Source organism: Microbacterium sufflavum (assembly GCF_023101165.1).
GTDB lineage: Bacteria > Actinomycetota > Actinomycetes > Actinomycetales > Microbacteriaceae > Microbacterium > Microbacterium sufflavum.
In genome coordinates, this window is sequence record NZ_CP078076.1 from 3,213,221 (window position 1) to 3,225,437 (window position 12,217).

Annotated in this window: 12 protein-coding genes; 6 read left to right on the forward strand and 6 right to left on the reverse strand. The window is 67.4% G+C overall.

Going from position 1 to position 12,217, the window contains the following annotated elements; translation table 11 throughout:
* Nucleotides 1-3 precede the first annotated feature (3 nt).
* The 5 genes from qcrC (at nt 4) to KV394_RS15645 (ending at nt 5,466) form a co-directional block, all read left to right on the forward strand.
* The gene (gene qcrC, locus KV394_RS15625) at nt 4-804 is read left to right on the forward strand and encodes a cytochrome bc1 complex diheme cytochrome c subunit (RefSeq protein WP_136028788.1); all 801 of its coding nucleotides are present in this window, start codon (nt 4-6) and stop codon (nt 802-804) included.
* A gap of 36 nt (nt 805-840) precedes the next feature.
* Entirely contained in the window at nt 841-1,917 is a 1,077-nt protein-coding gene (gene qcrA, locus KV394_RS15630) for a cytochrome bc1 complex Rieske iron-sulfur subunit (protein ID WP_136028787.1), read from the forward strand.
* Nucleotides 1,914-3,728, forward strand: coding sequence for a cytochrome bc1 complex cytochrome b subunit (qcrB, locus tag KV394_RS15635; RefSeq protein ID WP_136045370.1), 1,815 nt, complete (start codon nt 1,914-1,916; stop codon nt 3,726-3,728). The genes qcrA and qcrB overlap by 4 nt, the downstream gene beginning before the upstream one ends.
* Nucleotides 3,729-4,410: 682 nt before the next feature.
* Nucleotides 4,411-4,947: a GNAT family N-acetyltransferase gene (locus KV394_RS15640; RefSeq protein ID WP_247981852.1), complete on the forward strand. Its 537-nt coding sequence runs from the start codon at nt 4,411-4,413 to the stop codon at nt 4,945-4,947.
* A gap of 99 nt (nt 4,948-5,046) precedes the next feature.
* Nucleotides 5,047-5,466 carry a rhodanese-like domain-containing protein gene (locus tag KV394_RS15645; protein WP_136045373.1) on the forward strand — a complete coding sequence of 140 codons (420 nt, stop codon included), beginning with the start codon at nt 5,047-5,049 and terminating at the stop codon, nt 5,464-5,466.
* Between the two features lie 68 nt (nt 5,467-5,534).
* Here KV394_RS15645 and KV394_RS15650 read toward each other — a convergent pair whose 3' ends face one another.
* From KV394_RS15650 to KV394_RS15670, 5 genes are all read right to left on the reverse strand, one after another.
* Nucleotides 5,535-5,969 (reverse strand): cytochrome c oxidase subunit 4, encoded by a 435-nt coding sequence (locus KV394_RS15650; protein WP_025105064.1) that lies wholly within the window; start codon nt 5,967-5,969, stop codon nt 5,535-5,537.
* A gap of 3 nt (nt 5,970-5,972) precedes the next feature.
* On the reverse strand, nt 5,973-7,706 hold the full coding sequence (gene ctaD / locus KV394_RS15655) for an aa3-type cytochrome oxidase subunit I (RefSeq protein ID WP_205812734.1): 1,734 nt from the start codon (nt 7,704-7,706) through the stop codon (nt 5,973-5,975).
* A 3-nt stretch (nt 7,707-7,709) separates the two neighbouring features.
* Complete coding sequence (gene ctaC / locus KV394_RS15660) at nt 7,710-8,606, reverse strand: aa3-type cytochrome oxidase subunit II (protein ID WP_136031360.1); 897 nt, start codon at nt 8,604-8,606, stop codon at nt 7,710-7,712.
* Between the two features lie 142 nt (nt 8,607-8,748).
* The gene (erpA, locus tag KV394_RS15665) at nt 8,749-9,111 is read right to left on the reverse strand and encodes an iron-sulfur cluster insertion protein ErpA (RefSeq protein WP_136031358.1); all 363 of its coding nucleotides are present in this window, start codon (nt 9,109-9,111) and stop codon (nt 8,749-8,751) included.
* A 69-nt stretch (nt 9,112-9,180) separates the two neighbouring features.
* Nucleotides 9,181-10,584, reverse strand: a complete 1,404-nt coding sequence (locus tag KV394_RS15670; protein ID WP_247981853.1) for a dipeptidase — start codon at nt 10,582-10,584, stop codon at nt 9,181-9,183.
* 45 nt (nt 10,585-10,629) lie between these two features.
* Between KV394_RS15670 and KV394_RS15675 the strand changes: the two genes are divergently transcribed.
* Nucleotides 10,630-11,202 carry a DUF3043 domain-containing protein gene (locus KV394_RS15675; RefSeq protein ID WP_136031354.1) on the forward strand — a complete coding sequence of 191 codons (573 nt, stop codon included), beginning with the start codon at nt 10,630-10,632 and terminating at the stop codon, nt 11,200-11,202.
* On the opposite strand, the gene KV394_RS15680 is transcribed toward KV394_RS15675, so the two are convergent.
* Complete coding sequence (locus KV394_RS15680; RefSeq protein ID WP_247981854.1) at nt 11,177-12,214, reverse strand: quinone-dependent dihydroorotate dehydrogenase; 1,038 nt, start codon at nt 12,212-12,214, stop codon at nt 11,177-11,179. The two genes, KV394_RS15675 and KV394_RS15680, sit on opposite strands and share 26 nt — an antisense overlap.
* Between the last annotated feature and the right edge of the window lie 3 nt (nt 12,215-12,217).

Sequence of the window (12,217 nt, forward strand, 5' to 3'; positions counted from 1 at the left end):
GAGATGGCACGAGAGAAGAAGCGCCGTTCGAGCGGTCGTCGCAGCCCACTGGCGGCGGCCGCGCTCATCGGAGCTGGACTGATGATCACGGGCGCCGTGTACGCAGGAGCGTCCGCCGCCTTCGCGGCCAACGACGCCCCTAGCGCGGCGACGCAGTTGACGGTGGAAGACGGCGAGAAGCTGTTCCAGGCGAACTGCGCCACCTGTCACGGCCTCGACCTGCAGGGCACCCCCAACGGACCGAGCCTCTACGGCGTCGGCGAGCTGGCTGTGGAGTTCCAGGTGTCGACCGGCCGCATGCCGCTGCAGATGCAGGGCCCGCAGGCACCGCAGAAGGAGCCGCAGTTCACCGAGGAGCAGATCCTCGCGATGTCGGCCTACGTGCAGTCCGAGGCCCCCGGTCCGACGTTCCCGTCCGACCGCATCCTGGACGGCGAGGGAGACGTCGCGCACGGTGCCGAGCTCTTCCGCGTCAACTGCGCGATGTGCCACAACGTCGCGGCCGCCGGTGGTGCTCTGACCGAGGGCAAGTACGCCCCCGCGATCACCGAGACCAGCGCGCTGCACATCTATGCCGCCATGGTCACCGGCCCGCAGAACATGCCGGTCTTCGGCGACATGAACCTGTCCGACGAGGACAAGCGCGACATCATCTCGGCCCTGCTCTTCCAGCAGCAGTCGGTGCAGATCGGTGGCTTCTCGCTGGGGTCGCTCGGCCCGGTTTCCGAGGGCCTGTTCGTGTGGATCTTCGGTATCGGCGCTCTGGTCGCCATCACCGTGTGGATCACGGCGAAGTCCAACTGACGCATATTCATCGAAGAGGAACGTACGAGGAGCACCATGGCACACGACGACGACTCGCAGGCTCTTGACAGGGCCTACCAGCCCTCTCCGGGGCTGGGTGTCGCAGTCAGCGATCCCGTGCAGAACCCCGGGCTGCCGCCGCACCGCGAGCGGATGACCGATAAGGACCCGCGCGCTGAGAAGGCTGCGGTCCGTACCGTCTACACGCTGTTCTACCTGTCGCTCGCCGGCAGCATCTGGGCGGTCGCCGCCTACATGCTGTTCCCGATCGAGAGCGGCGCGCTCATCGACATCCGGCAGAACAACCTCTTCATCGGTCTGGGCATCGCTCTCGCGCTGCTCGCCCTCGGCATCGGCGCGATCCACTGGTCGAAGGCGCTCATGTCCGACAAGGAGCACGTCGAGCTGCGCCACCCCACGCGGGGCAAGGACTCGACGCGCGAGGCCGCCATCAAGGCGTTCGCCGACGCCAACGAGGAGTCCGGATTCGGCCGCCGCACCATGATCCGCAACTCGCTGTTCGCGGCGATCGTGGCGTCGATCATCCCCGGAGTCACGCTGTTCCGCGGTCTCGCACCGCATTCCACGCCGGACGACCCGACCAAGGGCGACCCGGTGGCGCTGCTGAAGCACACGATGTGGGACAAGGGGATGCGCCTGGTGCGCGACCCCGACGGTACGCCGATCCGCGCCGCCGACGTCACGCTCGGCTCTGCCTTCCACGTCATCCCCGAGGACCTCGCCGAACTCGGCCACGACGAGGGCTACCTCGAGGAGAAGGCCAAGGCCATCGTGCTGATGATGCGCCTGCGGCCCGAGCAGCTGATCGAGGCCGAAGACCGCAAGGACTGGTCGTACGACGGCATCGTGGCCTACTCCAAGGTCTGCACCCACGTCGGCTGCCCGGTGGCTCTGTACGAGCAGCAGACGCACCACCTGCTGTGCCCGTGCCACCAGTCGCAGTTCGACGTCACCGACCACGCGAAGGTCATCTTCGGACCGGCCGCCCGTCCGCTTCCGCAGCTGCCCATCACCGTGGATGACGAGGGCTACCTCATCGCACGCAGCGACTTCACCGAACCCGTCGGCCCGAGCTTCTGGGAGCGCCATTGAGCACTGCAACGCTGTCCAAGGACGAGAAGGACACCAAGGCGCCTCTCGGCGGCCGCTTCGTCGGCGCCGCATCGAACTACATCGATGAGCGCACCAGCCTCTCCGGCTTCGTCAAGGAGCTCGGTCGCAAGATCTTCCCCGACCACTGGTCGTTCATGCTCGGTGAGATCGCCCTGTGGAGCTTCGTCGTCGTGTTCCTCTCCGGAACCTTCCTGACGTTCTTCTTCCAGGCCTCGATGGTCGAGACGCACTACACGGGCGCATACGCTCCCATGCGCGGAATCGCGATGTCCTCGGCTCTCGAGTCGACGCTGCACATCTCGTTCGACCTGCGCGGTGGGCTCCTGGTCCGCCAGATCCACCACTGGGCCGCGCTGGTCTTCATCGCGGGTATCGGCGTGCACATGCTGCGGGTGTTCTTCACCGGCGCGTTCCGCAAGCCGCGCGAGCTGAACTGGGTGATCGGCTTCCTGCTGTTCATCCTGGCGATGGCCGAGGGCTTCACCGGCTACTCGCTCCCCGACGACCTGCTCTCGGGCAACGGCCTGCGCATCATCGACGGCATGATCAAGGGCCTGCCCCTGATCGGCACCTGGACCTCGTTCCTCCTCTTCGGCGGCGAGTTCCCCGGCACCGACATCGTCGGCCGTCTCTACACCCTGCACATCCTGCTGCTCCCGATGCTGGTGATCGCCTTCATCGTCCTGCACCTGATGCTCATGGTCATCAACAAGCACACGCAGTTCGCCGGCCCCGGCCGCTCGAACGACAACGTCGTGGGCTACCCGATGATGCCGGTGTACATGTCCAAGATGGGCGGCTACCTGTTCATCGTCTTCGGCACCATCGTGCTGATCGCGACGTTCTTCCAGATCAACCCGATCTGGAACTACGGCCCGTACGACCCGTCCCCCGTCTCGGCGGGTACGCAGCCCGACTGGTACATCGGGTTCGCGGACGGCGCGCTGCGCCTCGCCCCGTCGAACTGGGACATCGTGTTCCTGAACCACACGTGGTCGTTCGGCATCCTGGCTCCGGTCGCAGTGCTCGGGCTGTTCATCGTGATCGTGGCGATCTACCCGTTCATCGAGGCGTGGGTCACGGGCGACAAGCGCGAGCACCACATCGCCCAGCGTCCCCGCAACGCAGCCACGCGCACGGCGATCGGTGTCGCGGGCGTCATCTTCTACGCCGTGCTGTGGGCGGCGGCATCGTCCGACCTCATCGCGACGCACTTCATGCTCACGATGGAGGGCGTGATCCACACGCTCCAGGTGCTGCTGTTCCTCGGCCCGATCATCGGCTACTTCGTCACCAAGCGCATCTGCATCGCGCTGCAGAAGAAGGACCGCGAGATCGTGCTGCACGGCTTCGAGTCGGGCCGCATCGTCCGCCTCCCCGGTGGCGAGTACATCGAGGTGCACCAGCCGGTCGACAAGTACGACCGCTGGAAGCTCATCGACATCGACGGCTACGAGCCCCTCGTGGTGCGCCCGAACGCCAAGGGCCGCATCCCGTGGACGGAGAACCTCCGTTCGGCGATGTCGCGCTGGTTCTTCGAGGACCGTCTGGCTCCGCTCACGCAGGCCGAGGTTGACGCCGCCGATGCACACCAGCACCACGTCACGGCGGACAACGAGGCGGCCGAGGCCGCGGAGATCCAGGGCGCTCACGAGCGCGCCGGCTTCCCCGACGCTCCGCTGACCGTCGATGAGACGCACGTCGACGAGACGCCCAACACGCCCAGCACGGTGATCTCGACCGAGCCCGTGAAGCGTCCGCGCAAGAAGAAGTCGGAGGACGACGAGTAGTCGCCACTCCCCCGCTGAAGGCCCCGTCCCGTCGGACGGGGCCTTCGTCGTCTCACCGATGAGAGGATCACTTCATGTCATCCAGTGCTCGGTCAGCTCGCTCGCGCGCGCTTTCGCCCCGACGCGCGCTCCATCTCGCCGCTGATTCTGCCGCCGGTCCCCACGCCGCTGCTGGCCCCCTCGCCGGTCCCCACGGCGCTGCTGGATCCCAATTCCTCGACGATCTCAACGACGCCGGAGGACCCGTCACCGCCGCCTCTACAGCCGCAGCTCCCACCGGCAGCACTCACGTCGTCGCTCCTGGACCCCTCGCCGGTCCCCCCGCCGCCGCCGGGCCCCTTGCCCCCGCCGCTCCCCCTGACGGCACTCACGTCGTCGCTCCTGGACCCCTCGCCGGTCCCCCCGCCGCCGCCGGGCCCCTTGCCCCCGCCGCTCCCCCTGACGGCACTCACGCCGGCGCTGCTGAGCCCATCGCCGAAGCCCGTACCGACATCCACATCGTTGGACATGGAACCCGTGACGTGCACCCCTGGTTCGCGTCTCGCACGCGGTCCATGCCGAACCCATCGACCCCTGCATCGGCCACGACCGACATGTTCCCGATCACGCTGGACATGGGGCACGCGGCCCAGGACGAAACGACACGGAGCACCCCCGCGGTCATCGGCTCGGCGGCGTCGCTATGACACGCGTGCGTATCCGGCCGGCGGAGCCGCAGGACATCGCTGCTCTGGAGGAGATCGAGCTCGCGGCCGATCGTCTCCTGGTCGAACGCTTCCGCGCGCAGGACTGGCCGCCCCCGGCAACGGCGGCCGAGCGCGCCGCGCATGACGGCTACGTCCTGGTCGCCGAGGCGGTCGATTCGCGCCGTGCCGCGCAGACTGCCCGCTCTGCGCTCACCGTCGTCGGCTTCGCCCACGTCCTGCAGATCGACGGAGACGGGCACCTTGAGCAACTGTCGGTCCACCCTGATCATGGTCGCCGGGGTATCGGTCGGCAGCTGGTGCATGCCGCGCTGGACGAGAGCGTTCGACGGAGGAATCAGCGCATCACCCTGCGCACCTACGCCGAGGTTCCCTGGAACGCCCCGTTCTACGCCACGTGCGGGTTCGCCGTGAGCACTCCCGATACGCCGTTCCTCGAGTCCCTCGTGAGCATCGAGCACGCCCTCGGGCTGGACGCATACGGGACACGCGTGCAGATGACGCGGCGCCACTGACGGCGGGGGCCACTGACAGCGGGGGCCAACGGCAGAATCCGCACGACCGACGTCCGTCTCACTGCGCCACGCGGCCAGAGCGGGAACTAGCGTGGAGACATGATCTCGCGCTCCGACTACTTCGCCGCCAAGCTCGCCTATGAAACGGATCCCGCCGACGTGCACGCCGCGCGCACCGCGGGCGAACAGCTCGTCGTGATCGATGTCCGGTCCTCGGAGGCGTGGACCCAGGGGCGCGTGACGGGCGCGGTTCACATGCACCACAGTGAGATCGCCGCCCGGGCGCCGCAGGAGATCTCCCCCGACGCCGAGGTCGTCGTGTACTGCTGGAGCCCCGGCTGCAACGGCGGTACGCGGGGCGCGGCCGAGTTCGCCAGCCTCGGGTATCGGGTCCGCGAGATGATCGGCGGATTCGAGTACTGGGTGCGAGAGGGATACCCGGTCGAAGATGCCGATGGCGTGCACCACCGCCCCGTCGATCCCCTCACCGGGATTCCACGGATCCGCACGCGCGCCTGAACGCCGCACTCACACACACGGGAAAGGCCCCCCGGAACGATCCGGGGGGCCTTTCGCAGGTACAGCGCTCAGCGGGCGAAGTTCCCGCGGTAGTACTCGTAGACCCAGCCGACGATCGCGACCACGAAGATCGCGAGACCGATCGGCAGGAGGAAGTGCCCCACCGCGAGCCCGACAACGAACACACCGGCCGAAGCGGCGAGCACGAGCGGCCACCACGACCACGGGCTGAACTCTCCGAGCTCGGGGTCACCGTCGTCGATGTCGGAGGTCAGGATGTCTTCCGGCAGCTCACCGTTCTGCGCCTTGTGGGTGCGGTCGAGGTAGAACGCGACCATCGCTCCCATGAAGGCGGAGAAGAACAGCGCCACGGTGCCGACCCACTCGATCTGATTCACGAGCGGCAGGCCGGGGTGGGCGAGGATGTTCCAGCCCGTGTAGACGACGCCCACAAGGGCGAAGAACGCGGTCAGGACCCACCAGATGATGACGTTATCGCGCATGACTCAGTGGCCCTCTCGCTCGCCGGGTGCGGTGGTCGCGAACTCGGCCGCCTCCGGGTGGTTCAGGTCGAACGCGGGACGCTCGCTGCGGATACGCGGGATCGACGTGAAGTTGTGCCGCGGCGGCGGGCACGAGGTCGCCCACTCGAGCGAGGCGCCGTAACCCCACGGGTCGTTCACCGTCACCTTGGGCGCCTTGCGCGCGGTGATCCAGACGTTCAGGAAGAACGGCAGCATCGAGGCGCCGAGGATGATCGCGCCGATCGTGGAGACCTGGTTCTGCCAGGTCCAGCCATCGGCCGCCGAGTAGTCCGCGTAGCGACGCACCATGCCGTCCACACCCAGCCAGTGCTGGATCAGGAAGGTCATGTGGAAGCCGACGAACAGCATCCAGAAGTGCACGTAGCCCAGACGCTCGTTGAGCATGCGTCCCGTCCACTTAGGCCACCAGAAGTAGAAGCCCGCGAACATCGCGAACACGACCGTGCCGAACACCACGTAGTGGAAGTGCGCCACCACGAAGTACGAGTCGCTGAGGTGGAAGTCCAGCGGCGGGGCCGCGAGGATGACACCGGTCAGACCACCGAAGACGAACGACACCAGGAAGCCGAGCGCGAAGACCATCGGCGTCTCGAACGTGACCGACCCTCGCCAGAGCGTGCCGATCCAGTTGAAGATCTTCACGCCGGTCGGGACGGCGATGAGCATCGTCATCAGCGCGAAGAACGGCAGCAGCACAGAACCGGTGACGTACATGTGGTGCGCCCACACCGCGACCGATAGCGCGGCGATCGCGATCGTCGCGTACACCAGCGTCTTGTAGCCGAAGATCGGCTTCCGGCTGAAGACCGGGAAGATCTCCGAGACGATACCGAAGAACGGCAGCGCGATGATGTAGACCTCGGGGTGGCCGAAGAACCAGAACAGGTGCTGCCACAGGAGCACGCCGCCGTTGGCCGGGTCGTAGACGTGAGCGCCGAGGACGCGGTCGGCGGCGGCGGCGAAGATCGCGGCCGCGAGCACCGGGAACGCCATCAGGATGAGCAGGCTGGTGATCAGCGTGTTCCACGAGAAGATCGGCATGCGCCACATGGTCATACCCGGGGCACGCATCGTGATGATCGTGGTGATGAAGTTCACCGCACCGAGAATCGTTCCGAAGCCGGAGATGCCCAGACCGAGCATCCAGAGGTTTCCACCGGCACCCGGCGAGAACGAGGCGTTGGCCAGCGGCTGATAGGCGAACCAGCCGAAGGAGGCGGCACCCTGCGGGGTGAGGAAGCCGGCGACGGCGATCGTCGACCCGAAGAGGAACAGCCAGAACGCGAAGGCGTTGAGACGCGGGAAGGCGACGTCGGGCGCACCGATCTGCAGCGGCAGGATCGCGTTGGCGAAACCGGCGAACAGCGGCGTCGCGAACATCAGCAGCATGATCGTGCCGTGCATCGTGAACAGCTGGTTGTACTGCTCCTTCGTCGGGATGATCTGCATGCCCGGCGCGAAGAGCTCGGCGCGGATGACCAGGGCCATCACGCCGCCGAGGAGGAAGAACAGCACAGACGCGATCAGGTACATGTACCCGATGGTCTTGTGGTCGGTGGAGGTGATCCACTTGACGACGATGTTGCCCTTCTGCTCCACACGCGAGGAGCTCATGAGAGCCGCCTGACGTGCGGGCAGAGTGGTGGGACGGGAGCGGGGTGCCTCGTCGGTGCGAGGAGCTTCAGTGGTCGACATGACTTACTCCTCTCCTTCCTCGGTGTCGGTCTTCCCGGAGGTGCCGGGGAGGTTCGAGAGACGGTCGTACGCGTCGGTGATGTCGCCCGTGTTGCCCTTCTCCTCGAGCGACTCGAGGTAGGCGTCGTACTCCTCCTGGGAGACGACCTTCACGTTGAACAGCATCATCGAGTGGTACTCACCGCAGAGCTCGGCGCACTTGCCGGCGTACTCGCCCTCGCGCGTCGGGATGAAGGACCAGGAGTTGTCCTTGCCGATGAACATGTCCTTCTTGTACAGGAAGTCGATGATCCAGAAGGAGTGGATCACATCGCGAGACTGAAGGTTGATCGTGACCTTCTTGTCGACGGGGAGCACCAGCGTCGGGAGCTCGGCCTTGTCGATGTTGCCCTCGGCATCGGGCTGGGCCTGGATGCCCATCGTCCAGACCGTGTCGTCTTCGGTGTCGCCGTTGTACTGGAAGTCCCACGCCCACTGCTTGGCGATCGCGGTGATCTCGACGTCGGGGTTGTCCCACTTGGTCTCGATCTCGGTCTGGTCGCGCGCCGTGAAGAAGAACATGCCCAGCACGAGGATGAGCGGCACGATCGTGTAGAAGATCTCGATCGGCATGTTGTAGCGCATCTGCACCGGGAGACCGGTCTGCCCCTTGCGCCGGCGGTACGCGATCGCGGCCCACGCCATGAGGCTCCAGGTGATGACGCCGACGGCGAGAAGAACGATCCAGGAGTTCACCCAGAGCGACGACACGCGCTCCGTCTGGTTGGTCGCTGCCGGGCCACCCTCCACGAAGCCCGGAAGAAAGCCGTTCAGCTCGGTGGGAGTACATCCCGCCAGAGCCACAGCTGCCACGACTCCCACAGGGAGTGCGGCCCAACGAAGGCGGCGTTTCGAGGGCACGATGCACCTTTCAGATTGCGGACAGGGCACGTTCAAGTCTAGAGCAACCTCACACCCGATTCATGCCATCCACGCAGGTTCCGCACGCGAAACGGCCGCCGTCACGCGAGGTGACGACGGCCGTGGTCCGGAAATCCGCAGATCAGTGGAAGCTGTCTCCACAGGCGCAGCTTCCCGCGGCGTTCGGGTTGTCGATCGTGAAGCCCTGCTCGGAGATCGTGTCCTTGAAGTCGATCGACGCGCCGTCGAGGTACGGGACGCTCATGTTGTCGACGATGACCTCGACGCCGTCGAAGTCGACCGTCTCGTCGCCCTCGAGGAAGCGCTCGTCGAAGTAGAGCTGGTAGATCAGGCCGGAGCACCCGCCGGGCTGAACGGCCACGCGCAGACGCAGGTCGTCACGGCCCTCCTGCTCCAGAAGGTTCTTGACCTTGGTGGCCGCGGCGTCCGTCAGGCTGACGCCGTGTGCGCGGGTGGTCTCTGCGGACAGGGTGGTGTCGGTCATGTCACTCCTTGGGACGGGCCGCGATACACGGCTTCTGTGACGATTCTACCGCCGCTTCCCGCGACGGGCTCAGAGCTCGACGGCGTTCATCCGTGCCAGCAGCAGGGCCTCGGTCGCGACCGCATGACGGAAGGTGTCCAGGTGCAGCGACTCGTTCGGGCTGTGCGCGCGGGAATGCGGGTCTTCCACTCCCGTCACGAGGATCTGCGCGTCGGGGAACTCGCGGACGAGGTCGGCGATGAACGGGATGGACCCGCCGACTCCCAGGTCGACCGGCGCCACGCCGTAGCCGTCGCGCATCGCGTCGCGGGTGAGCGAGACCGCCCAGCCGCTGGTGTCGACGAGGAACGGGTTGCCCAGGTCGACGTCGGAGAACGACAGTTCGGCACCGAACGGGGCGTGGGCACGCAGATGCCGCTCCAGAGCGTCATATGCCTCCTGCCCCGTCTGCCCGGGTGCCACCCGCGCGCTGATCACGACGGTGACCTCCGGCAGCAGCGTGTTCGACGCGGCCGAAACGCTCGTCGCGTCGATGCCGATGACGGTCACCGACGGCTTGTTCCAGATGCGGCTCAGAATCGTCCCGTCGCCGATCGGCATCGTGCCGGGAAGGAGACCCGCTTCGTCGCGCAGGGTCGCCTCCGCGTACTCCGGCGTCTCCGCCTCGCGGCTCGTCATACCCTCGACGGCGACCGATCCGTCGGCGTTCCAGAGCGTCGAGAGCAGCCGGACGGTGGCCATCATCGCGTCGGGCACCGCGCCACCGAACATCCCCGAGTGGGACGCGTGGTCGAGCGTGCGGACCTTCATCGTGAACCGGGCGTTCCCCCGGAGCGACACGGTGAGCCCGGGCGTCACCGAATCCCAGTTGCCGGAGTCGGCCACGACGATGGCGTCGGCGCGGAGGGCGTCTTTGTTGTCGGCGAGGAACTGGGCGAACGAGCGGGAGCCGTACTCCTCCTCCCCCTCGATGAACATCGCGATCCCGAGGTCGAGGTCGTCACCGAGAACCGACGACACCGCGCGGATCGCACCGATGTGGGCCATGATCCCCGCCTTGTCGTCGGCGGCCCCGCGTCCGTAGAGGCGGCCGTCGCGCACCGTCGGCTCGAACGGCGGGGTCTCCCAGAGGGCGTCGTCGCCGGGGGGCTGCACATCGTGGTGGGCGTAGAGGAGGATCGTCGGCTTGCCGTTGCGAGCAGCGCGGGTCGCGAGCACCGCGGGCTGCCCGTGCTCATCGGTGCCCGGGATCGCGGCACGCAGCACACGCACCTCGTCGAACACCCCCGTGTCCCTGGCCAGCGTCGCGACGGCGTCCGCACTGCGCTCCAGCTGCGTCTGATCGAACGCGGGCCAGGCCATGCCGGGGATGCGGACCAGGTGCCCCAGATCGGACAGCGCGGACGGGATGCCGGTGGCCACGGCCTCGAGGACGGCGGCGTCGGACTCGCTGGGAAGTGCAGGTGAGGTCATGCGAGTAATCTTAAGGTGACCATCTTCAGCGAACCGAGGAAACCCGTGGCCACTACCCCCGTCTCCCCTTCGACGAACGACGACGCCCCGCAGACGCCCGCCGTCGGCAAGGGGCGCGCCACGCCGACCCGCGCCGAGCAGGAGGCCGCGCGACGTCGGCCGCTGGTGGCCAACACCAAGGAGGCGAAGGCGGCCGCCCGGGCCGAGCTGAACGAGCGGCGCGCACGCGCCCAGGCGGGGATGGCCGCCGGTGAGGAGAAGTACCTCCCGGTGCGCGACAAGGGCCCGCAGCGGCGCTGGGTGCGCGACTACGTCGACGCGGGCTGGCACCCGGCGGAGTTCGTCATGGGCGTCATGGTGCTGGTGATCCTGGCGTCACTCCTGCCGACGAACCTCATGATCTCGTTCTACGCGTACCTGTTCATGATGGCGTACCTCGTCATCGCGATCGGCGGCATGATCCTGCTCGGCCTTCGGGTCAAGCGCAAGGCGGCCGCGAAGTTCGGCGCCGACCGCGTCGAGAAGGGCCTCGGATGGTACGCCGGCATGCGCGCACTGCAGATGCGGTTCATGCGCCTGCCGAAGCCGCAGGTCAAGCGCGGGCAGTACCCCGACTGACCAGCCCGCGGTTGATCTCGCGACCCCAGAACGGGCCGCGGTAGAGGAACGCCGTATACCCCTGCACCAGGGTCGCTCCAGCGTCCAGACGCTCCTGCACGTCGGCGGCTGTCTCCACTCCGCCGACCGCGATCACGCAGAAGTCCTCGGGCACCGCGGAACGGACGACCCTCAACACCTCGAGAGAGCGCCGCTTGAGGGGAGCACCGGAGAGCCCGCCGGCACCCGCAGCCTCGACCGTCGCGGCATCGGTGACGAGCCCGTCCCTGCTGATCGTGGTGTTGTGGGCAATGATCCCCGCGAGTCCCTCCGAAACGGCGAGCTGCGCGATCGCGGTGATCTCATCGTCGGCGAGGTCGGGCGCGATCTTGACCAGCAGCGGGGTCGAGCCCGAAGCGTCGCGGACGGCGCGCAGCAGTGGCGCCAGCGTCTCCACCGCCTGAAGCCCGCGAAGGCCGGGAGTGTTCGGAGAGGAGACGTTCACCGCGAGGTAGTCGGCGAGAGGCGCGAGCCGGGTGGCTGACGCGACGTAGTCGGCGGTCGCGTCCTCGACATCGACCACGCGGCTCTTGCCGATGTTGACCCCGATGACCGTGTCCGGCGCGCCCCGCCGGAGCCGGGCCAGACGACGGGCCGCGGCGTCCGCTCCCCTGTTGTTGAAGCCCATCCGGTTGATCACGGCACGGTCGGCGATCAGGCGGAAGAGCCGCGGCTTCGGATTCCCGTCCTGCGGGATCGCCGTGATCGTGCCCACCTCGACGTGTCCGAAGCCGAGCGCGGCGAGACCTCGTACGCCGACCGCGTTCTTGTCGAAGCCCGCGGCGATACCGAACGGCGACGGGAACGTGAGACCCAGCGCCTCCACACGCAGTGACGGATCCGGCCTGGTCATCGCGCGGGTCGCCCAGGACAGCGGCGGGACACCGACGGCACGGATGACGGCCATGCCGGCGTGGTGGGCGAACTCGGGATCGAAGCGCGACAGGACGGCGCGGAAGAGGAGGGGATACATCCC